4 protein-coding genes are annotated in these 24,684 nt (G+C 67.0%); all 4 read left to right on the plus strand.

All coding sequences use genetic code 11. The annotated features are described in order from the left end of the window. Nucleotides 1–5 precede the first annotated feature (5 nt). The 4 genes from AC5Y4C_RS07330 to AC5Y4C_RS07345 all read left to right on the plus strand — a co-directional run bounded on the left by AC5Y4C_RS07330 (nt 6) and on the right by AC5Y4C_RS07345 (nt 24,668). Nucleotides 6–2,951 carry an MMPL/RND family transporter gene (locus AC5Y4C_RS07330; RefSeq protein WP_499909882.1) on the plus strand — a complete coding sequence of 982 codons (2,946 nt, stop codon included), beginning with the start codon at nt 6–8 and terminating at the stop codon, nt 2,949–2,951. 236 nt (nt 2,952–3,187) lie between these two features. Next, nucleotides 3,188–3,511: a hemophore-related protein gene (locus tag AC5Y4C_RS07335; RefSeq protein ID WP_499909884.1), complete on the plus strand. Its 324-nt coding sequence runs from the start codon at nt 3,188–3,190 to the stop codon at nt 3,509–3,511. Between the two features lie 1,129 nt (nt 3,512–4,640). Beyond that, nucleotides 4,641–4,865: an MbtH family protein gene (locus tag AC5Y4C_RS07340; RefSeq protein WP_499909885.1), complete on the plus strand. Its 225-nt coding sequence runs from the start codon at nt 4,641–4,643 to the stop codon at nt 4,863–4,865. Between the two features lie 27 nt (nt 4,866–4,892). After that, the gene (locus tag AC5Y4C_RS07345; protein WP_499964621.1) at nt 4,893–24,668 is read left to right on the plus strand and encodes a non-ribosomal peptide synthase/polyketide synthase; all 19,776 of its coding nucleotides are present in this window, start codon (nt 4,893–4,895) and stop codon (nt 24,666–24,668) included. Nucleotides 24,669–24,684: the final 16 nt, after the last annotated feature.

Raw genomic sequence — 24,684 nt, forward strand, 5'->3', positions numbered from 1 at the left:
GCCGCATGAGCACCCCACGCAATCGGCCGCCCCTCGTCGCGCGGATAATTCGGCGATTCTCGCTACCCATTGTCCTGTTCTGGATAGCGGTGACGTTGTTCACCACATTGGCTTCGGTCGGCTGGCATTGGAAATCCGCGATTCCGGCGCTCGAGCGGGTCGGCGAACAGCATTCGGTGTCGCTGATGCCTGCGGATGCGCCCTCGGTTCGGGCCATGACACGAATCGGCCAAGATTTCAAAGAATCCGACTCGGATAGCTTCGCGATGATCGTGCTGGAGGGCCAGCAGCCACTCGGCGACGATGCCCACCACTATTACGACGGATTGGTCCAGCAGCTCAGAGCCGACACCAAGCATGTACAACACGTGCAGGATTTGTGGGGCGACCGGCTCACCTCGTCCAGTGTGCAAAGTCCCGACGGCAAGGCTGCCTATGTGCAGCTGAATCTGGTCGGCAACCAAGGCACGCCGTCGGGTGAAGAATCAGTGGCCGGTATCCGCAATATCGTCAACCGCACGCCGCCGCCGCCCGGCATCAACGTGTTTGTCACCGGCCCGTCACCGCTGGTCTCCGATATGCAGCACAGCGGCAACAGATCCATTCTGAAAATCACGCTGGTGACCGTCGTGATCATCTTCACGATGCTGCTTCTTGTGTACCGCTCCGTCCTCACCGTTGTCCTGCTGCTCGTCATGGTCGGCGTCGAATTGGCGGCGGCCAGAGGTGTGGTGGCATTTCTCGGGCATAACGACGTTTTCGTGCTGTCCACTTTTGCCGTCAATATGCTGGTCTTCCTCGCGATCGCGGCGGGGACGGACTACGGAATCTTCTTCTTCGGTCGTTATCAAGAGGCACGCCAAGCCGGCGAAGACCGGGAAACGGCGTACTACAGCACGTATCGCGGCGTCGCGCCCGTCGTGCTGGCTTCCGGCTTGACCATCGCGGGGGCGATCTTCTGCCTGAGCTTCACCCGGCTGTCCTACTTCCAGACCATGGGTGTCCCGTGCGCAATCGGAATGCTTGTTGCCGTCGCGGTGGCGGTAACGCTCGTGCCCGCAGGCATTGCGCTGGGCAGCGCTGCAGGACTACTGGATCCGAAGCGCAAGATGCGGGTTCGCCGCTGGCGTGGCGTCGGCACGGCCATCGTTCGCTGGCCGGCGCCCATTCTGGCCGCTTCGTTGGCAGTCGCCTTGATCGGCCTCATTGCCTTGCCCGGCTACAAGACCAGCTACAACGACCGGCTCTACATACCCGCCGATATCCCCGCGAATCTCGGGTATGCCGCCGCGGAACGGCACTTCTCGCAGGCCCGCATGATGCCGGACATTGTGATGATCGAGGCCAACCACGACCTACGAAATCCCTCGGATTTCTTGGTGCTGAACAAGGTGGCGAAGGCTCTTTTCCGGGTGCACGGTATTTCTCGCGTCCAGGGCATCACAAGGCCGGAAGGCACGCCTATCGAGCACACCTCGATCCCGTTCTTGCTGAGCGTGCAGAACGCCGGCCAGCAACAGGCCATGCAGTTCCAGCGAAAACGTATCGAGGATATGACCAAGCAGGCCGACGATCTGGCCAAGCAGATCAAGATCATGCGCGAGCAATACGCCATCCTTCAACAGTTGGTCAGTACTACTCATCGAATGGTCGAAACCACTCATGATCTGCAAGATGTGACGGTAGAACTACGCGATCACATCGCCGATTTCGACGACTTCTGGCGGCCCATTCGCAATTACTTCTACTGGGAACAGCACTGCTACGACATCCCGATCTGTTGGTCGCTGAGAGCGATTTTCGATTCGATCGACGGCATCGACATCCTGACCGACAAGCTGCAAGACCTTGTCAAGAGCATGGACGACCTCGACACACTGATGCCCCAGGTGCTTCCGGTCATCGCGGAGATGATCCCGACTTTGGAATCCATGCGGATGTCGGTACTGACCATGCACAGCACGATGTCGAGCACGTTTGCCGAAATGGACGAAACAAGCAAAGACACCGCCGCCATGGGGCAGGCGTTCGACGCTTCGAAGAACGACGACTCGTTCTATCTGCCGCCGGAGGTCTTCCAGAATCCCGACTTCCAGCGCGCGATGAAGTCGTTTTTGTCGCCGGATGGCAAATCAGCGCGCTTCATCATTTCTCACAGCGGCGACCCCGCGACTCCTGAGGGCATCAAGCGCATCAACCAGCTGCAAACGGCGGCCGAGGAAGCACTCAAGGGCACACCTCTCGTCGACGCCAAGGTCTTCTTGGCCGGCACTACCGCCACCGCGAAAGACTGGCAAGACGGTTCTACCTACGACCTGTTGATCGCCGCTATTGCCGCGCTCTGCCTCGTCTTCATCATCATGTTGATCATCACGCGAGGCTTCATCGCGGCGCTGGTGATCGTGGGAACGGTAGCGCTGTCGCTGGGTGCGTCGTTCGGCCTCTCAGTGCTGCTGTGGCAGTACATCTTAGGTGTCAACCTGCACTGGATGGTCCTCGCGATGTCGGTGATCATCCTGTTGGCGGTCGGCTCCGACTACAACCTGCTGTTGGTGTCGCGCATGAAAGAGGAGATAGGCGCCGGCATCAACACCGGCATCATCCGCGCTATGGGAGGCACCGGCAAGGTCGTCACTTCGGCAGGCCTGGTGTTCGCCGCGACCATGGCTTCGATGGCCGTCAGCGACTTGCGGATCATCGGTCAGATCGGCACCACGATCGGATTGGGCCTGTTGTTCGACACGTTGATCGTGCGCTCGTTCATGACGCCGTCCATTGCTGCCATGCTGGGTCGCTGGTTCTGGTGGCCGCAGCGAGTGCGTCAACGTCCCGCCAGTGCACTGCTCAGGTCGGAAGGACCCCGTCCGCTGGTGCGGTCTTTGCTGCTGAAGAACGAAGGCCGCGACGACGACGACGCAGTCACCGACCGGATTCCGAGGCCGTCGGTCTGACATCGGTAGGCGCAGCGGCAAATCGCGTGGGAGACGCGAAAGTCGGCCCAGCGCAGACCCGTTCGCTGGTCGGTGTAACGCCTGAGCACCGCGCGGCGATGGACTCATTGGCGCCGCAATCCACGGCACCGGTTGCGTTCTGGCTGGTGTGGGCTATCGGGGCGTGAGGTTTAGAGACAGCGACTAGAGTCAATGTCATCAGCTAGAGGGAGGGATCACCTATGATCAAACGTTCTTTGAGCAAACTTGCTATCGGAGTCAGTGGTCTGGCGTTGGCGTTCACCGCTGGTGCGGGTGTGGCGTCAGCAGACCCCGACCTGGGCCCCGTCGTGAACACGACATGCACCTACGGTCAGTGGGTGGCTGCGCTCAACGCTCAGGACAAGTCGGCTGCCGCGTACTTCAATTCGTCGCCGCGGCTGCAGTCGGGATTGCGCCAGTTCCTGGCCGCACCGCCGGATGAGCGGCAGAAGATGGCCGAGAACATGATGAACGCACCGGCTAATCGACCGATCATTCCGATGCTTCAGCAGGTCTTCAACACCTGCAACAACTACTGAGCGGGCGCCCGGCAGGGCACTCTCGGCTAGAACCCCACATGGCCTCGGGCGACTGCACGGGGTACGTGTGGGGTTTTTGCTGGGGCCGTCACGCTTTCGGCGGCCGTCATCAACATGCGACGCGTCGTGCGCGCAGGTCGCCCTCAGCAACGGTGAATTAGCCATATTCTCTGGCCGACTGCGGGGCGGTTCTATTTTTCGAGAACATTGCGGTGGCGCGCTACGCCACACCCGGCACGCCATACCAGGCGCCCTCGTCAGCCTGACATTCTCATCGAATACGGACGCACAATCGGAGCATTTCTCAGGACGCTTTACTTGGCTCAAAAGAGTGCCGAATTCTACGCGTTATCTGTGCGAGCTTCTGCGCACCACCGGCAACGCCGGCTTGAATACCGAGCCGATTGCTTCTCAGAGCCGGTCTTGCCGCAGCGAGATCCGACGCCGGCGCGAGGTTGTGGGGCGTTGGAGTGGGAGCGTCGGTGGGGAAACCCCATTTTCAACGTGCCGCTGCCGGTACGCTCTACGCAGAGCAGTGGGTGACCGACCAGGTTCGCAGCCCGCCGCAAGCGTCCCAGCGAACTAGCCAGTGCCAGGTTTTGAGGGTTGTCGCGTCCGCCGGGGACTGATTGTGCGCCGCCAGCTGGCGAATTCAACTGTGCTGGCCCGGACTTGGCCGCTTCGAACCACGCTGAGCGTAAATGTCGCTTTGCTGAAGCGCCTACGTAGAGCCGTAGGTCGCGGAGCTGTGGCGCCTCCGCACACCGTGACATCGGCGAACCGCAGCCGCTGCGGACCCTCGACGAGCGACACGGCCGCGACCCACTGCGGGTCGGGTGGGCGCGACGCGGATACCGCTATGATGTGCTGAGCACTATGATTTGACGAGCGTTTGGCGCTAAACAGCGGTAGCCGGCGAAAGCCGGCGGAAGTCCGCGGCGCCGAACGCTCGTGCAGCTAGATGCCGTACTTTCGATCACGTTGAGGGGGAACCCCAGCGTCGCCCGTGTGTCGACCTGGGATGACATGTGCAAGTTCAAGAAGTTTGCCGAAACAGGGTGCTGACCCTGTTTGGCTTCAGTATTGTTTGGGGGATTCCACCTATGTCGACTAGACGGTCTGGAGAACGATGAGCATCAATCCGTTTGACGACGACAACGGCACTTTCTACGTCTTGGTCAACGACGAAGAGCAACACAGTCTCTGGCCGACGTTCGCCGACGTTCCAGCCGGCTGGCGGGTGGTCTATGGGGAGGCTGACCGCGCCGCCTGCCTGGAGTACATCGAACAGAACTGGCCGGATATCCGCCCGAAGAGCCTTCGCGACAGGCTCGCCAAGGGTTCGGGTTCTTGATTTTTGTCCCGTGGTTTGGGGGGCCGCATGGAACATGATGACCGCGCGCTGCCACTGACGCGCGGCCAGCTCGACATTTGGCTGGCGCAGGAAACCGGTGATTCCGGCACGGAGTGGCAGCTCGGCCTGTTCGTGCGGATTGAGGGGCTGGTGCAGCGTGACTCCCTCGAGTGGGCGATCCGCCGCGTCGTTCGAGAGGTGGAACCCGGCAGAGCCGCCTTCTTCGAACAGGATGGCCAGGTCGTCCAAAAGGTCATCGACAACCCGGACGTCGAACTCGCGTATCACGATCTGCGCGATTCGACCGATCCAGTGGGAGAAGCTCACCAAATCGCCGAGGCGATTCAACGCACACCGCTGCCATTCAGTGGGCCACTCTTCAAATTCGCGTTGTTCCAGACCCGGGTCGACGAATTTTATCTGTTCGCCTGCTGCCACCACATCATCATTGATGGGTTCGGTCTCGGCCTGGTGGGCCAGCGAATTGCATCGGTTTATTCAGCAGTTGTTTCCGGCGCCGCCATTCCGCCGTCTATTTTCGGCTCACTGCAGGAATTGGTCGATCTCGAAGCAGAGTACGAAGCGTCCAAGGACTATCTCGACGACCAGGCGTACTGGAGCCAGAACCTTCCGTCGGGAACGGGTTCGGACTACCAGTTACCTCCGGCAGAGGACGACCGAGATCCGTCGTGGCTTTCTCCGCCGGTGCGCCTGGACCCCGCGGTGCTGCGCCGAGTCGACGATCTGTCTCGAGCGTGGAACGTGCCGCGCTCGTCCGTTATCACCGCAGCGTGCGCACTGCTGGTACACGGCTGGAGCGTTGAAGGTTCGGAGGTCGTGCTCGACTTCCCGGTGAACAGGCGTGTGCGTCCGGAGGTGCGGACGCTTCCCGGGATGGTCGCCGGCGTAGTGCCATTGGTGCTCAACGCCTCACCCGAGTCCGCGGTCGCAGACTTCTGCAAGCACGTCGACGCCCGGATCCGCGAAGCGGTTCAGCACCAGCGATTTCCGGTACACGCTCTCGAGCGCAGGTCCGGGTCGCGGCAGCGGGCCGACAGGGTAAGCGTCAACTTCCTCCCGCCGGCCCTCACATTCCCGTTCGGTGGCGCGACGGCGACCGCGTCCTACACCAATCCCGGGCCGGTCGGCGCCTTCGGATTCATCTTCGCCAACTCGGGCGACGACCTGTTCCTCAGCACAGAGGGCGCCGCCCAGCCCTTCGCGAACTTCGAGCCCGCCGAACTCGCCCGACGGTTGGAACAGCTGCTGGTGGCGATGGCGGCTGATCCGTCGCGGCGGTTGTCGACGGTGGCTGTGCTCGATGAGGCCGAGTGCGCGCGGCTTGATGAGTTGGGTAATCGGGCGGTGTTGTCGGGGCCTGCGCCGGCGATGGTGTCGATTCCGGAGGTGTTCGCGGCTCGGGTGGCCGCTGCGCCGGATGCGGTGGCGGTGACGTTCGAGGGTCGGGCGTTGTCCTATCGGGAGTTGGATGAGGCGTCGAATCGATTGGCGCACATGCTCGTTGAGCTCGGTGCCGGGCCGGGTCGGACGGTGGCGTTGTTGTTCAACCGGTCGGCTGAGGCGATCGTGTCGATGTTGGCGGTGCTCAAGAGCGGTGCGGCGTATCTGCCGATTGATCCGACGCATCCGGATGCGCGCATCGAGTTCATGCTCGCTGATGCGGCGCCGATCGCGGCGGTGAGCACTGCGGGGCTGGCGGGGCGGTTGCAGGGCCGGGATCTGTTGGTGATCGATGTGGCCGATGCGCGCATCGAGGGCTATCCGAGCACGGCGCTGCAGGTGCCGGCTGCTGATGACCTGGCGTATGTGATTTACACCTCGGGGACCACCGGCACGCCGAAGGGCGTGGCGATCACTCATGACAACGTGACCCAGCTGGTGGGGTCGATGGATGCGGCGGGTCTCCCGGCGGGTGCGGGGCAGGTGTGGTCGCAGTGGCATTCCTACAGCTTTGACATTTCGGGCTGGGAGATCTTCGGTGCGCTGCTGCGTGGCGGGCAGTTGGCGGTGGTGCCCGAGTCGGTGGCGCGCTCACCGGAGGATCTGCGGGCGTTGCTGATCCGGGAGAAGGTCAGCGTGCTCAGCCAGACGCCGTCGGCGGCGGGAATGCTGTCGCCGCAGGGGTTGGAGTCGGTGCACGCGTTGCTGGTCGGTGGTGAGGCCTGCCCGCCGGATTTGGTGGATCGGTGGGCGCCGGGTCGGGTGATGATCAACGAGTACGGCCCGACGGAGACCACGATGTGGGTGGCGGTCAGTGCGCCGCTGTCGCCCGGTTCGAGGGTGGTGCCGATTGGGGTGCCGTTGCCGGGGTCGGCGTTGTTCGTGCTGGATTCGTGGTTGCGTGCGGTGCCGGCGGGTGTGGTCGGCGAGTTGTATGTGGCCGGTTACGGCGTCGGTGTGGGCTATGTGGGCCGGTCGGGGCTCTCGGCGTCGCGGTTTGTGGCGTGTCCGTTCGGTGGGCCAGGCCAACGGATGTATCGCACCGGGGATTTGGTGCGCTGGGGTGCCGACGGGCAGTTGCAGTATTTGGGCCGGGTCGACGAGCAGGTCAAGATCCGCGGGCACCGTATCGAGTTGGGTGAGATTCAGGCGGCGTTGGCCGCTGTGGACGGGGTGGAGCAGGCCGCGGTCATCGCCCGGGAGGACCGTCCCGGTGACAAGCGGCTGGTCGGCTACATCACCGGCACCGCTGATCCGGTCAAGGCGCGCACCGCGCTGGCCGAGCGGCTGCCGGCCTATGAAGTGCCCTCTGCAGTGGTCGTGGTGGACAGGCTGCCGCTGACGCCGAACGGCAAACTCGACAAGCGGGCGTTGCCCGCACCGGAATACCTCGACGTCGATTCCTACCGCGCCCCGGCGACCGCTACCGAAGAAATCCTGGCCGGCCTCTATGCCCAAGTGCTCGGTGTGGAGCGGGTCGGGGCTGACGACTCCTTCTTCGACCTCGGCGGCGATTCGCTTTTGGCCATGCGTCTGGTCGCCGCCATCAACAAGGCGCTCGACACCCACGTCTCCGTGCGTGCGTTGTTCGAGTCGCCCACGGTCGCGCAGCTCGCATTGCGTGTGGGTGAGGACGACGGCGGACTGGAGCCGTTGGTCGCCGTCGAGCGGCCGGCCGTGATTCCGTTGTCGTTTGCGCAGAACCGGTTGTGGTTCCTCGATCAACTGCAGGGACCGTCAGCGATCTACAACATGGCCGTCGCGTTGCAGCTGCGGGGCCCGCTTGATGCTGCAGCCCTGAAGGCCGCGCTGGGTGATGTGGTGGCGCGCCACGAGAGTTTGCGCACAGTGTTCGTCGCGTCCGACGGGGTGCCCCAGCAGGTGGTGGTGCCGGCCGAACAGGCCGAGTTCGGCTGGGAGTTGGTCGATGCGACGGCGTGGTCGGCGGACCAGCTCGAGGATGCCGTCGGGCAGGCGAGCGGTTACACGTTCGATCTTGCTGCCGAAATTCCTTTGCGGGCAACGCTTTTCCAGCTCGGCGATGACGAGCACGTGTTGGTGGGGGTGGTGCACCACATCGCCGCCGACGGCTGGTCGATCACTCCGTTGGTCAGGGATTTGGGTGAGGCTTATCTGGCGCGCCGTGAGGGCCGCGCGCCGGGGTGGGCGCCGTTGCCGGTGCAGTACGTGGATTTCACGTTGTGGCAGCGGGCGCAGTTGGGTGATCTAAACGATCCGGACAGCCGCATCAACGCGCAGCTGGCCTATTGGCAGCAGGCGTTGGCCGGACTGCCCGACTGGTTGGCGTTGCCCACCGATCGCCCGTATCCGGCGGTCGCCGATTATTGCGGGGCCAGCGTGGTGGTGGACTGGCCGGCAGAGTTGGCGCAGCGGGTGCGTGAGGTGGCCCACGCGCACAACGCGACCAGCTTTATGGTCGTGCAGGCGGCGTTGGCGTTGTTGTTGGCCAAGATCGCTGCGAGTTCTGATGTGGCCCTTGGGTTTCCGATCGCCGGTCGGCGTGACCCCGCACTCGATGATTTGGTCGGGTTTTTCGTCAACACATTGGTGTTACGGGTGAATGTGGCCGGCGATCCCACGGTGGGCGAGTTGGTCGATCAGGTCCGCCAGCGCAGCCTAGCGGCGTTCGAGCACCAGGACGTGCCGTTCGAGGTGCTCGTCGAGCGGCTCAACCCGGTGCGCTCGCAAACCCATCACCCGCTGGTGCAGGTGCTGTTGGCGTGGCAGAACTTCGCCGGGCACGACAACGGCGATCCGGCTGCCGGGCTGACCCTCGGGGAGGTTCAAGTCAGCGAAATGCCGGTGCAAACCCGCACCGCGCGAATGGATTTGGCGTTCTCGTTGGGTGAGCGCTGGGATGCCGCGGGTGAGCTCGTCGGCATCGGTGGGGTGGTGGAGTTTCGCACCGATGTGTTTGATGCGGCCAGCATCGAGGCGTTGGTGGGCCGGTTGCGGCGGGTGTTGGCGGCGATCACCGCAGACCCGGCGCGGCGGGTGTCGCGGGTTGATGTGCTTGACACTGGTGAGCGGGTGGTGCTGGAGCAGTGGGGCAACGCGGCGGCGTTGAGTGCCCCGCAGCGTGGCTGGGTGTCGATTCCGGAGATGTTCGCCGCGCAGGTCGCCCGTGTTGGTGAGGCGACCGCGGTCAGGTGTGGCGGCCGGTCGTTGACGTATCGCGAGCTCGATGAGGCGTCGAACCGGTTGGCGCATTTGCTGGTTGAGCTGGGTGCGGGCCCGGGTCGGTGTGTGGCGTTGTTGGTGCCGCGCTCGATCGAGATGGTGGTGTCGGTGTTGGCGGTGCTCAAGACGGGTGCCGCGTATTTGCCGATTGATCCGGCGCATCCGGATGCGCGTATCGGGTTCATGGTTGCCGATGCGGCGCCGGTGGTTGCGGTGAGTACTGCGCAGCTGGCGGGGCGGCTGCGGGGGGTTGGGGTGGTGGTCGATGTCGAGGATCCGCGCATCGACGGTTATCCGGGTACCGCGTTGGCGGTGCCGGGTGGCGATGATGTGGCGTATGTGATCTACACGTCGGGCACCACCGGTACGCCCAAGGGGGTGGCGGTGGCGCATCGCCATGTTGTGCAGTTGTTGGAGCAACTTCGACGGTATGTGCCGGTGACCGCGGTGTGGTCGCAGTGTCATTCGTATGGGTTTGACACCTCGGTGTGGGAGACCTTCGGGGCGCTGGTGCATGGCGGGCGGCTGGTGGTGGTGCCCGATGAGGTGGTGCGCTCGCCGCAGGAGTTGCATGCGGTGTTGGTGGCCGAGGGTGTGGGGATGTTGACTCAGACGCCCTCGGCGGTGGGGGCGCTGTCTGAGCAGGGTTTGGACGGGGCGGCGTTGGTGGTGGCCGGGGAGGCGTGCCCGCCGGATGTGGTGGATCGGTGGGCGCCGGGGCGGGTGATGATCAACGCCTACGGGCCGACTGAGACGACGATGGTGGTGATGCTCAGCGCTGCGCTGAAGGCGGGGTCGGGGGAGCCGCCGATCGGGTCGCCGGTGGCCTCGGCGGCGTTGTTCGTGCTGGATCAGTGGTTGGCGCCGGTGGCCCCGGGTGTGGTCGGTGAGTTGTATGTGGCCGGGCATGGGGTGACCTACGGCTATGTGGGCCGGCCGGGGCTCTCGGCGTCGCGGTTTGTGGCGTGCCCGTTCGGGGCGCCCGGGCAGCGGATGTATCGCACCGGGGATTTGGTGCGCTGGGGTGCCGATGGGCAGTTGCGTTACCTGGGGCGCGCGGATGAGCAGGTCAAGATTCGCGGGCATCGCATCGAGCTCGGCGAGATCCAGGCCGTGTTGGCCGGCTTGGAGGGGGTGGCTCAGGCGGCGGTGATCGCGCGTGAGGACCGCCCCGGTGACAAGCGGCTGGTCGGCTACATCACCGGCAGCGCCGACCCCGCCCACATCCGCGCCCAGTTGGCCGAGCGGTTGCCGGCCTACGAAGTGCCCGCCGCCGTGGTGGTGTTGGACAAGCTGCCGTTGACCGTCAACGGCAAACTCGACACCCGCGCGCTGCCGGCACCGGACTACCACGACGCCCAGCGCTACCGCGCCCCGTCCACCCCCACCGAAGAAATCCTGGCCGCCATCTACGCCAACGTCCTGGGCCTCGAGCGCGTCGGCGTCGACGACTCCTTCTTCGACCTCGGCGGCGACAGCATCTCGGCGATGCGAGTGGTCGCAGCCGTCAATAAAGCCCTGAATACCTCGCTCGCAGTCCGCACCCTGTTCGAGGCGCCGACGGTGGCGCAGTTGGCGCCGCGGATCGGCGAAGATGCCGACGGGCTCGACCCGCTGAGACCCGTCGAGCGGCCGGCGGTGGTGCCGCTGTCGTTCGCGCAGAACCGGTTGTGGTTCCTCGACCAACTGCAAGGGCCGTCGCCGATCTACAACATGGGTGTCGCGCTGCAACTGCGCGGCACGCTCGACGTCGACGCGCTGAAAGCCGCGCTGGCCGACGTGGTGGCCCGTCACGAAAGCCTGCGCACCCTGTTCGTGGCGTCCGACGGGGTGCCCCAGCAGGTGATCGTGCCGGCTGAGCAAGCCGAATTCGGCTGGCAGGTGGTGGATGCCACCGAGTGGTCGGCAAGCCGACTCGAAGAGGCCATTCAGGAGGCAGGCAGCTACACCTTCGCGCTTGCGAACGAAATTCCTTTGCGCGCAACGCTTTTCAAGCGGACGGCGGACGAATACGTGCTGGTGGGGGTAGTGCACCACATCGCCGCCGACGGCTGGTCGATCACTCCGCTCGTCGCTGATCTGGCCCAGGCGTACCAGGCCCGCCAGCAGGGCAAAGCGCCTGCGTGGGCGCCGTTGCCGGTGCAGTATGTCGACTACACGCTGTGGCAACGCGAGCAGTTCGGTGACCTGGACGACAGCGAGAGCCGTATCGCTTCGCAGCTGGCGTACTGGGAACAGGCTCTGGCCGGACTGCCTGAGCGGCTCGAATTGCCCACTGACCGGCCGTACCCCGCCGTGGCCGACTACCGCGGCGCCAGCGTGGCGGTGGAGTGGCCGGCGCAGCTGCAGCAGCGGGTCAACGAGGTGGCTCGTCAGCACAACGCGACCGCCTTCATGGTGCTGCAGGCCGCGTTGGCGGTGCTGCTGGCCAAGATCAGCGCCAGCAGGGATGTGGCGGTCGGCTTCCCGATCGCCGGGCGCCGCGATCCTGCGCTTGACGATCTGATCGGGTTCTTCGTCAACACCCTGGTCCTGCGCGTCGACCTCACCGGGAATCTCACGGTCGCCGAGTTGCTGGAGCAGGTGCGCCAGCGCAGCCTGGCCGCCTTCGAGCATCAGGACGTGCCGTTCGAGGTGCTGGTCGAGCGACTCAATCCCGTTCGGTCCCGCAGCCACCACCCCCTGGTGCAGGTGCTGTTGGCGTGGCAGAACTTCGCGGGGCAGGGCAGCGACCTGGTCTCCGGCTTGTCCTTGGGTGATGTCGAGATCGCACAGATGCCGGTGGAAACCCACACCGCCCGCATGGATCTGGCGTTCTCGCTCGGGGAGCGCTGGACCGAGGCGGGAGAGCCCGCTGGAATCGGCGGATCGGTGGAGTTCCGCACCGACGTCTTCGACACCGGAACCATCCAAGCGCTGATCGAGCGGTTGCAGCGGGTGCTGGCGGCCATGACCGCCGACCCGGCGCAGCGGCTCTCGTCGATCGATCTCGTCGACGCCGACGAGCTAGCTGCCCTCGACCAGATGGGCAACCGGGCGGTGCTGGGCCAGCCAGTTACGCCGGTGTCGATACCCGAGTTGTTCGCCGAGCACGTGGCGCGCTCGCCGGAGGCGACGGCGATCACCTTCCAAGGTCACTCGATGACCTACCGTGAGCTCGACGAGGCCGCCAATCGGCTGGCGCATCTGCTGGTCGACCGGGGCGTCGGGCCGGGCGATTCCGTGGCGGTTCTCTTCCCACGGTCTGCTGCCGCGATCGTCTCGATCCTCGCGGTGCTCAAGACCGGAGCGGCATATCTGCCCATCGATCCCGCGCTGCCGGCCGCGCGGATGGAGTTCGTGCTTGCGGACGCCGCGCCCGTCGCTGCCGTCACCACCGCGAATTTCGCCGAGCGACTGCAGGGCCGCAACCTGTTCGTCGTCGACGTCGACGATCCGAGCATCGGGGCTTACCCCGCTACCGGCCTGCCTGCCCCGGCGCCCGAGAACATCGCCTACATCATCTACACGTCCGGCACCACCGGTGTGCCCAAGGGCGTGGCGGTCGCCCACCGCAACGCGGCCGAACTGTTCAAGTCGCTGCACGCGGACATGGGCTTGACGCCGGGACAGGTGTGGACGCAGTACCACTCGCTGGCGTTCGACTTCTCGGTGTGGGAGATCTGGGGTGCGCTGATCGGCGGTGGCCGTCTGGTGGTGGTCCCCGAACCGGTGGCGCGCTCACCTCAAGACTTCCACGACGTGCTGATCAATGAGCACGTCACCGTGCTGACGCAGACCCCGTCCGCGGTCGGGGCGCTGTCACCGGAAGGGCTGGAATCCGTGGCGCTGGTGGTGGCCGGTGAGGCGTGCCCCGCCGAGGTGGTGGACCGATGGGCGCCCGGCCGTCTGATGATCAACGGCTACGGCCCGACGGAGACCACGGTGTGCGTCGCGATCAGCGCGCCGCTGTCACCCGGGTCGGCCGTCCCGATCGGCTCGCCGGTGTCCGGCGCCGCGTTGTTCGTGCTCGACGAATGGCTGCGGCCGGTCCCGCCCCGCGTGGTCGGTGAACTGTACGTGGCCGGACGTGGCGTGACGTGCGGCTACATCCGGCGGCCCGGACTGACCGCCTCGCGCTTCATGGCCTGCCCCTTCGGCGAGCCCGGCGAGCGGATGTACCGCACCGGCGACCTGGTGCGGTGGGGCCCCGACGGCCAGCTGCAGTACCTCGGCCGCGCCGACGAGCAGGTGAAGATCCGCGGCTACCGCGTGGAACTCGGCGAGATCCAGGCCGCGCTGGTGGCACTCGACGGCGTGCAGCAGGCGGCGGTCATCGCGCGCGAGGACCGCCCGGGCGACAAGCGACTGGTGGGCTATGTCACCGAGTCGGTGCCGGGCGCGGTGGACCCGTCCGCTGCCCGTGCGGCGCTGGCGGAGCGGCTGCCGGCCTACATGGTGCCCGCTGCGGTAGTGGTGCTGGACACGCTGCCCCTGACCGCCAACGGCAAGCTCGACAAGCGCGCGCTGCCCGCGCCGGAATACCGCGACGGCGATTCGTACCGCGCGCCGAGCACGCCGACCGAGGAAATCCTGGCCGGCATCTACGCACAGGTGCTCGGCCTGGAGCGGGTCGGCGTCGACGACTCGTTCTTCGACCTCGGCGGCGACAGCATTTCGGCGATGCGCCTGGTGGCGGCGGTCAACAAAGCGCTCGACGCCCACGTCGCGGTGCGCGCCCTGTTCGAGGCGCCCACCGTGGCGCAGTTGGCGCCGCGGATCGGCGAGGAAGCCGACGGGCTCGAGCCGCTGGTGGCCGTCGAGCGGCCGGCGGTGGTGCCGTTGTCGTTCGCGCAGAACCGGTTGTGGTTCGTCGATCAGCTGCAGGGACCGTCGCCGATCTACAACATGGCGGTCGCACTGCAGTTGCGCGGCACGCTGGATGCCGATGCGCTGCACGCAGCGCTGGCCGACGTGGTGGCCCGTCACGAGAGCCTGCGGACCGTGTTTCCGGCGTCTGACGGGATCCCGCATCAGCACGTGGTGCCCGCTGAGCAAGCCGTGTTCGGATGGGACGTCGTCGACGCCACCGGTTGGTCGGCAGCACAGCTGGAGCAGGCCATCGAGCAGGCCGCCGGCTACACGTTCGAGCTCACCCGCGAAATCCCCTTGCGCACAACACTTTTCAAGACCAGCGCCGACGAGCACGTGCTGGTGGGTGTGGTTCACCACATCGCCGCCGACGGCTGGTCGATCACCCCGCTGGTCGCTGACCTGGCGCGGGCTTACCAAGCGCGTCAGCACGGCCGGGCCCCGGACTGGGCGCCGTTGCCGGTGCAGTACGTGGACTACACGCTGTGGCAGCGTGCCCAACTCGGCGACCTCGACGACGGCGACAGCCGCATCGCCGCACAGTTGGCCTACTGGCAACAGACCCTCGCCGGACTGCCGGAACGGCTGCAGCTGCCCACGGATCGGCCGTATCCGGCCGTGGCCGACTATCGCGGAGCCAGTGTGGCGGTGGATTGGCCGGCGCAACTGCAGCACCGCGTCACCGAGGTGGCCCGTCAGCACAACGCCACCAGCTTCATGGTGATGCAAGCCGCGTTGGCCGTGCTGCTCTCGAAGATCAGCGCGAGCTCCGATGTGGCCATGGGCTTCCCGATCGCCGGGCGCCGCGATCCGGCGCTGGACGACCTGATCGGGTTCTTCGTCAACACCCTGGTCCTGCGCGTCGAGGTCGCCGGCGACCCAACCGTCGCCGAGCTGCTGGAACACGTGCGCCAGCGCAGCCTGGCCGCCTTCGAGCATCAAGACGTGCCGTTCGAGGTGCTCGTCGAGCGGCTCAACCCGACACGATCCCTGAGCCATCACCCGCTGGTGCAGGTGTTGTTGGCGTGGCAGAACTTCGCCGGACAGGGCAATGACCTGATCTCCGGCCTTTCGCTGGGCGACGTCGACGTCAGCCAGCTGCCGGTGGACACTCACACCGCCCGCATGGACCTGGCGTTCTCACTCGGCGAGCGCTGGACCGAGGCCGGGGAGCCGGCAGGCATCGGCGGCGCGGTCGAGTTCCGCACCGACGTGTTCGACGCCGCCAGCATCGAGTCGTTGGTCGACCGGCTTCAGCGGGTGCTGACGGCCATGACCGCCGACCCGACGCAGCGGCTGTCGTCGATCGACCTCCTCGACGCGGGCGAACACGCCGGCCTCGACGAGATGGGCAACCGCGCTGTGCTGACCCAGCCCGCGACGCCGGTGTCCATTCCCGAGCTGTTTGCCGAACATGTGGCACGCCACCCAGAGGCTGTCGCGATCAGCTTCGAGGGCCGCTCGACCACCTACCGCGAGCTCGACGAAGCCGCCAACCGGCTGGCGCATCTGCTGGTCGAGCACGGTGCCGGCCCGGGCCAGTGCGTGGCGCTTCTCATGCCGCGATCGGCGCAGGCCGTCGTGTCGATCCTCGCGGTGCTCAAGGCCGGCGCGGCCTACCTGCCGATCGATCCCGCCCATCCCGATGCCCGCGTCGAGTTCATGCTGGCCGACGCGGCGCCCGTCGCCGCCGTTACCACTGCTTCGCTGGCGGAGCGCCTCGACGGCTCCGGACTGCTCGTCATCGATTTCGACGACCCGCGGATCGCCGCGCAACCCAGCACCGCGCTGCCGGCGCCGGCGCCCGACGACATCGCCTACCTGATCTACACCTCGGGCACCACCGGTGTGCCCAAAGGCGTGGCGATCACCCACCACAACGCCACGCAGCTGCTCGAATCGCTGGACGCGGGTCTGCCGCGTGACGGCGTGTGGCCGCTGTGCCATTCGCTGGCCTTCGACGTGTCGGTGTGGGAGATCTTCGGCGCGCTGCTGCGCGGCGGTCGGCTGGTCGTCGTCCCCGAAGTCGTCGCCGGCTCGCCCGAGGACTTCCACGACGTGCTGGTCACCGAGCAGGTGAGCGTGCTGACCCAAACCCCCTCTGCGGTCGGGATGTTGGAGCCCGAAGGGTTGGAGTCGGCGGCCTTGGTGGTGGTCGGTGAGGCGTGCCCCGCCGAGGTGGTGGACCGCTGGGCGCCCGGCCGGGTGATGATCAACGCCTACGGCCCCACCGAGACCACGATGTGCGTGGCCATCAGCGCGCCGCTGAGCCCCGGCTCGGCCGTGCCGATCGGCTCGCCGGTCACCGGCGCTGCGCTGTTTGTGCTGGACCAGTGGCTGCGGCCGGTGCCGGCCGGCGTGGTCGGCGAGTTGTACGTCGCCGGGCGCGGCGTGGGCGTCGGCTATGTGCGCCGAGCCGGGTTGACCGCGGCGCGGTTCGTGGCCTGCCCGTTCGGCGGACCCGGGGCACGGATGTACCGCACCGGTGACCTGGTCCGCTGGGGTGCCGACGGGCAGCTGCAGTACCTGGGCCGCGCCGACGAGCAGGTCAAGATCCGCGGCTACCGCATCGAGCTCGGCGAGGTGCAGGCGGCCCTGGCCGCGCTGGACGGCGTGGAGCACGCGGCGGTCATCGCCCGCGAAGACCGCCCCGGCGACAAGCGCCTCGTCGGCTACATCACCGGAACCGCGGACCCGGTCGCGGTACGGCGCGAACTCAGCGAGCGCCTCCCGGTCTACATGGTCCCCGCGGCGGTGGTGGTGCTCGACGCGCTGCCGCTGACGCCCAACAACAAACTCGACACGCGCGCTCTGCCGGCACCGGAATACCAAGACGCCGGAGGCGAGTATCGCGCCCCGTCCAGCGCCGTCGAAGAGGTCCTTGCCGGGATCTACGCGCAGGTGCTGGGCCTGGAGCGGGTGGGCGTCGACGACTCGTTCTTCGAGCTGGGCGGCGACAGCATCTTGTCGATGCAGGTGGTGGCCCGGGCGCGGGCAGCCGGCCTGACCTGCCGCCCGCGCGACATTTTCGTCGAGCAGACCGTGGCGCGGCTGGCCCAGGTGGTCGGCGTGGCCGACGGCGCGTCCAATGTGGTGGACGAGGGCACCGGCCCGGTGGTGGCCACCCCGATCATGCGCTGGCTGCACAGCGTCGACGGCGCGGTCGACCAGTTCAACCAGACCGTCGTGGTGCAGGCGCCGACCGGGGCGACCGAGGACGACGTCGTGGTGCTGTTGCAGGCGCTGCTCGACCGGCACGCCGCACTGCGACTGCGGGTCGACGACGACGGCGCGGGCGGCTGGGCGCCGATCGTGCCCGAACCCGGCAGTGTCGACGCACGCGAATGCCTACAGGTCGTCGACGTGCTGTCCGAGGACGCCGTGACAGCGGCCCGCGCAAGGCTGAACCCGTCCGCCGGGACCATGCTCAGCGCGCTGTGGGCTACCGACTCCGGCCAGCTGGCTCTGATCGTGCACCACCTGGCCGTCGACGGCGTTTCATGGCGAATTCTGTTGGAAGACTTGAACATTGCGTGGGCTCAGCACCACAGCGGCCAGCCGATCGCACTGCCCGCGCCCGGAACGTCGTTCGCCCGCTGGTCGGCGCTGCTGGCCGAGCGCGCTCATGCCGCCGACGTGGTGGCGCAGGCTGACGCCTGGCGCCAGGTCGCCGCGACGCCGGCCGTGTTGCCGACGGTGCAGCCCCAAGTCGACACCTACGCCGCCGCCGGGTCACTGTCGGTGAGGCTCGGCGCCGACACCACGCGACGGCTGCTCGGTGAGGTGCCGGCCGCGTTCCACGCCGGGGTCAACGACATCCTGCTGATCGCGTTCGGGCTGGCATTGTCGGAATTCCTGGGCAGTGGCGCCGCGCCGATCCGCATCGATGTCGAGGGCCACGGCCGCGCCGAGGAGCTGTTCGGCGACGTCGACCTGTCCCGCACCGTCGGGTGGTTCACCACCAAATATCCGGTCGCGCTGGCGCCTGGTGGCCTGTCGTGGAGTCACGTGGTGGCCGGGGACGCGGCGCTGGGTGCCGCGGTCAAGAACGCCAAGGAGCAACTGCGCGCGCTGCCCGACGGATTGACCTACGGGCTGCTGCGCTACCTCAACGCCGACGTCGAGCTGGGCCAACCGGATCCGACCATCGGGTTCAACTACCTCGGGCGGCTGGGTGCGGCCGCGTCGCAAACCTCCGAGAACCTGTGGCGGCCCAGCCAGGACGCCGGATCGCTGACCGCCGCAGCGGCCGCGGTGCCGATGCCGCTGGCGCACACCCTGGAACTCAACGCGGGCACCGTCGACACCGACACCGGCCCGCATCTCGAGGCGAACTGGACGTGGGCGCCGTCAGCTGTCGACGACGCGCAGGTCCGGCGTCTCAGCCAGTTGTGGTTCGACGCCCTGGCCGGCATCTGCGCGCACGTCGAACGCGGTGGAGGCGGCCTCACCCCGTCCGACATCCTCCCGGCTCGGCTGACCCAGCAGGAGATCGACGAGCTGCAGAGCCGGCACCGCGTCGCCGACATCTTGCCGCTGACCCCGATGCAGCAGGGCCTGCTCTTCCACGCCAGCGCTGCCGAAGGCAACGACGACGACGTGTATGCCCTGCAGCTGAGCATCACGGTCACCGGCCCCCTCGATGCCGACCGACTCCGCGAAGCAGTGGACCTGGTGGTCAACCGTCACCCGAACCTCGCGGCGCAGTTCTGCGATCAGTTCGACCAGCCGGTTCAGGTCATCCCGGCCGCTCCCGTGCCGGCGTTCCGGTATGTCGAGCTCGACGGCGATTCGGCAGACCTCGACGGGCAGATCGAGCAACTGTGCGCAGCCGAACGCGCCGCGGTCTGCAACCTGGGGGACCCGCCGGTCTTCCGGACGGCGCTGATCCGCACCGCCGACGATCGGCACCGGTTCGTGCTGACCAGCCACCACATCGTGCTCGACGGCTGGTCGCTGCCCATCCTGCTGAGGGAGATCTTCGCCGGCTACTACGGGCAGCGGCTGCCCGCCGCGGCGTCGTACCGCAGCTATGTGAGCTGGCTGGCCGATCGTGACCTGGATGCCGCCCGCGCCGCCTGGGCCGACGTGCTCGCCGGGTTCGACACCCCCACGCTGGTGGGTCCCGCGGATCGGCTCGGGCTGGGCAAACGCGGCGTCGAATCGCTCCAGGTGTCCGAAGCGACCACGCAGGCCCTCGGCGAGCTGGCGCGCTCGCAGCACACCACCGTCAACACGGTGCTGCAAGCGGCGTGGGCGCAGCTGCTGATGTGGCTGACCGGCCAGCACGACGTGGCCTTCGGCGCCGTGGTGTCAGGACGGCCGGTCGAGCTGCCCGGCGCGGACTCCATGGTCGGTCTGCTGATCAACACCGTGCCGGTGCGGGCGACGCTCAGCGCCACCACCACCAGCGCCCAGCTGCTCGACCAGCTTCAGCGCGCCCACAATCACACACTGGAACACGAGCATCTGGCGCTGCACGAAATCCATCGCATCACTGGACACGACCAGTTGTTCGACACGCTGTTCGTGGTCGAGAACTATCCCATCGACACCGGTGTGCCGCTGGGCGTCGACGGGTTGGCGATCGCGGAGTTCGCCAGCCGCGAATACAACCACTACCCGCTGACCGTGCAAGCGGTGCCGGGCCGGGAACTGACGTTGCGCGTGGAGTTCGACACCGAGGTGTTCGACGCCGCCAGCGTCGAGTCGCTGGTCGAGCGGCTGCGGCGGGTGTTGGTGGCGATGACGACCGATCCGTCGCGACGGCTCTCGTCGGTCGATGTGCTCGACGAGCGTGAACACGCCCGCCTCGACGAGGCCGGCAACCGGGCGGTGCTGAGTGAGCCTGAGGCTGCGTTCGCGTCGATTCCGGCGCTGTTCGCCGTGCAAGCCGCGCGAGCACCCGAGGCCGTGGCGGTGACGTGTGAGGGTCGGTCGTTGACCTATGGCGAATTGGATGAGGCGTCGAATCGGTTGGCGCACTTGCTGATTGGTTATGGTGCCGGACCGGGGCAGCGGGTGGCGGTGTTGTTCCCGCGCTCGATTGAGGCGATCGTGTCGATTTTGGCGGTGCTCAAGACCGGGGCGGCGTATTTGCCGATGGATCCGGCGCATCCGGTGGCGCGGATGCAGTTCATGTTGGGTGATGCGGCGCCGGTGGCGGCGGTGACGACGGCGGGGTTGGCGGAGCGGTTCGAGGGTGCGGGTGTGGCGGTGATCGACATCGACGATCCAGCCATTCACGCTCAGCCGGCCACTGCGTTGGCGGTGCCGGCCGCTGATGACATCGCCTACATCATCTACACCTCGGGTACGACGGGGACCCCGAAGGGTGTGGCGATTGCGCATCGCAATGTGGCGGTGTTGTTGGAGACGTTGGACGAAAGCCTTGAACTCGACGGGCAGGTGTTCACCCAGTTCCATTCGCTGGCGTTCGATTTTTCGGTGTGGGAGATCTGGGGGGCGCTGCTGGGTGGCGGGCGGCTGGTGATGGTGCCCGATTCGGTGGCGCGTTCACCGGAGGAGTTCCACGCGTTGTTGGTGGCTGAGCAGGTCAGTGTGCTCAGTCAGACGCCGTCGGCGTTTTATGCGTTGCAAAGCGCTGATGGGTTGCAGCCCGAGGTGGGCCAGCAGCTCAAGTTGCAGACGGTGGTGTTTGGCGGTGAGGCGTTGGAGCCGGCGCGGATGCGGTCGTGGCTGGAGCGTCATCCGGGGTTGCCGCGGATGATCAACATGTACGGCATCACTGAGACGACGGTGCATGCGTCGTTGCGCGAGATCGTCGAGGCTGACGTCGAGGTGAGCGTCAGCCCGATCGGGGTGCCGCTGGCGCATCTGGGGTTTTTCGTCCTTGATGGGTGGTTGCGTGCGGTGCCGGCTGGTGTGGTCGGTGAGTTGTATGTGGCCGGGGCGGCGTTGGCGTACGGCTATGTGGGCCGGCCGGGGCTCAGTGCGGCGCGGTTTGTGGCGTGCCCGTTCGGGGCGCCCGGCCAGCGGATGTATCGCACCGGGGATTTGGTGCGCTGGGGTGCTGACGGGCAGTTGCAGTATCTGGGTCGCGCCGATGAGCAGGTCAAGATCCGCGGCTATCGCATCGAGCTCGGTGAGATCCAGGCGGCGCTGGCCGGTGTGGACGGCGTGGATCAGGCGGTGGTGATCGCGCGTGAGGACCGCCCCGGTGACAAGCGCCTGGTCGGCTACATCACCGGCAGCGCTGACCCGGTCAAGGTGCGCGCCGAGCTGGGCGGGCGGCTGCCCGAATACATGGTGCCCGCCGCGGTGGTAGTGCTCGAGGCGCTGCCGCTGACCGTCAACGGCAAACTCGACACCCGCGCGCTGCCGCCACCGGAATACCAGGACGTCGACGGCTATCGGGCGCCGGCGAGCGCGGTCGAAGAGATCCTGGCCGGCATCTACGCCGAAGTCCTCGGCCTCGAGCGCGTCGGCGTCGACGACTCGTTCTTCGAACTCGGCGGCGACAGCATCCTGTCCATGCAGGTTGCGGCCCGGGCCCGGGCCGCCGGTCTGACCTGCCGTCCGCGCGACGTGTTCGTCGAACAGACCGTGGCGAAGCTGGCCCGCGTCGTCGGGGTGGCCGACGGTCCCGGTGTGGTCGACGAGGGCACCGGCCGGGTGGTTGCCACCCCGATCATGCGCTGGCTGCACAGCGTCGGCGGTCCCGTCGACCAGTTCAACCAGACCGTCGTGGTGCAGGCCCCGGCTGGAGCGACCGCGGACGATGCGGTGGTGCTGTTGCAGGCTCTGCTGGACCGGCACGCGATGCTGCGGCTGCGCGTGGACGACGACGGCGCCGGCGGTTGGTCACTGACCGTGCCCGACGCCGGATCCGTCGACGCGCATGGTTGTGTGCAGGTCGTCGACACGCTGTCGGACGAGGCGCTGGTGGCGGCCCGTGAGCGGCTGAGCCTGGCCGCGGGCGCGATGGTCAGCGCCTTGTGGGTGACGGACACCAGCCAGCTGGTGCTGATCGTCCATCACCTTGCCGTGGACGGAGTGTCGTGGCGAATTCTTTTGGAAGACTTGAACATTGCGTGGGCTCAGCACCACAGCGGTCGACCGATCGAGCTGCCCGCGCCGGGCACGTCGTTCGCCCGCTGGTCGGCGCTGCTGGCCGAATATGCGCAAGCCGGGAAGGTGGCGGCGCAGGCCGACGCCTGGCGGCAGGTGACGGCTACGCCGGCGGTGTTGCCGGCCGTACAGCCGGACAAGGACACCTACGCCACCGCGGGTTCGATGTCGGTGTCGGTGGACCCCGAGACGACGCGGCGCCTGCTCGGTGAAGTGCCGGCCGCGTTCCACGCCGGGGTCAACGACATCCTGTTGATCGCCTTCGGGTTGGCGCTGTCGGAGTTCCTGGACACCGGCGCCGCCCCGATCGCCATCGATGTCGAAGGCCACGGCCGCGTCGAGGAACTGTTCGGCGACGTCGACCTGTCGCGCACCGTGGGCTGGTTCACCACCAAGTACCCGGTGGCGCTGACGGTCGGGGGCGTGTCCTGGGAGCAGGTGCTCGCCGGCGACGCGGCGCTGGGTGCAGCGATCAAGAACGCCAAAGAGCAGCTGCGTGCGCTGCCGGATGGGCTCACCTACGGCCTGCTGCGCTACCTCAACGCCGACGTCGACCTGCCCGGCTCCGATCCGGCTATCGGGTTCAACTATCTGGGCCGGCTGGGCGCCGGCGGCGCCGAGATGTCCGGTGAGCTCTGGCTGATGAGCCAGGACGGAATGTCGGAAACCGCAGCTGCGTCGGCGCTGCCGATGCCCTTGGCGCACACCGTCGAACTCAACGCCGGAACGGTCGACACCGACGCCGGCCCCAGCCTGCGCGCCGCATGGACGTGGGCACCGTCGGCGCTGGATCAGACCCAGGTCGACCGGCTCAGCCAGTTGTGGCTCGACGCGCTGACCGGCATCTGCGCGCACGTCCAACAAGGCGGCGGCGGCCTCACGCCGTCCGACATCGCGCCGGCTCGCCTGACCCAGCAGCAGATCGACGAGTTGCAGGCGCAGGAGCGCGTCGCCGACATCCTTCCGCTGACCCCGCTGCAGCAGGGCCTGCTCTTCCACGCCAGCACCGCACACGGCAGCGATGACGACCTCTACGCGGTGCAGCTGAGCATCACCGTGACCGGTCCGATCGACGCCGACCGGTTGCGCGAGGCCGTGAACACCGTGGTGAACCGCCACCCGAACCTGGCGGCCCGGTTCTGCGACCAGTTCGACGAGCCGGTGCAGGTCCTGCCCGCCGAAACCGTCGTGCCGTGGAAGTACGTGCAGCTCGACGGCACCGGCGTCGACAGGCAGGTGCAGCAGCTGTGCGCCGACGAACGCGCCGCAGTCTGCGACCTCGCCGACCCGCCGGCCTTCCGCGCCGCTTTGATCCGCACCGCGCCCGACCGCCACCGCCTGGTGCTGACGAACCACCACATCGTCATGGACGGCTGGTCGATGCCGATCCTGCTGCAGGAGATCTTCGCCAGCTATTGGGGCCAGCGGCTAGCCGCGCCGCCGTCGTACCGCAGCTTCGTCACCTGGCTGGCCGAACGCGATCTCGACGCCGCCCGCGCCGCCTGGCGCAAGGTGCTTGCCGGCTTCGACACGCCCACTCTTGTGGCGCCGCCCAACCGCATGGGCCTCGGGCGGCGCGGCGTGAAGTCTCTGCAGATGCCGGAGGAGACCACGCGCGCCATCGGCGAGCTGGCGCGCTCGGAACACACCACCGTCAGCACTGTGCTGCACGGCGCATGGGCCCAGCTGCTGATGTGGCTGACCGGAAACAACGACGTGGTGTTCGGCACCACAGTGTCGGGCCGGCCGCCGGAATTGCCAGGCTCCGAATCCATGGTGGGGCTGCTGATCAACACCGTTCCGGTGCGCGCAACGATCACCGCGTCCACCACCATCGGCGACCTCCTCCAACAGCTGCAGACCGCCCACCTGGAGACGCTGGAGCACCAGCATCTGGCGCTGCATGAAATCCATCGCATCGCCGGCCACGACCAACTTTTCGACACCGCCTTCGTGTACGAGAACTACCCGATCGACAGCGGTGCCCAGTTGAGTGCCGAGGACCTGGCGGTCACCGAGATCACGCCGCAGGAGTACAACCACTACCCGTTGACGGTGCAAGCCGTCCCGGGCCGCGAATTGACCTTGCGGGTCGAATTCGATACTGACGTGTTCGAAGAGGAAACCGTCGAAGCGCTGATCGAGCGGCTGCGACGAGTACTGGTGGCGATGACCGCCGACTTGGGGGGAAATTCATGACTTCTGGCGCCTCGCG

The organism is Mycobacterium sp. NGS35 (assembly GCF_059812855.1).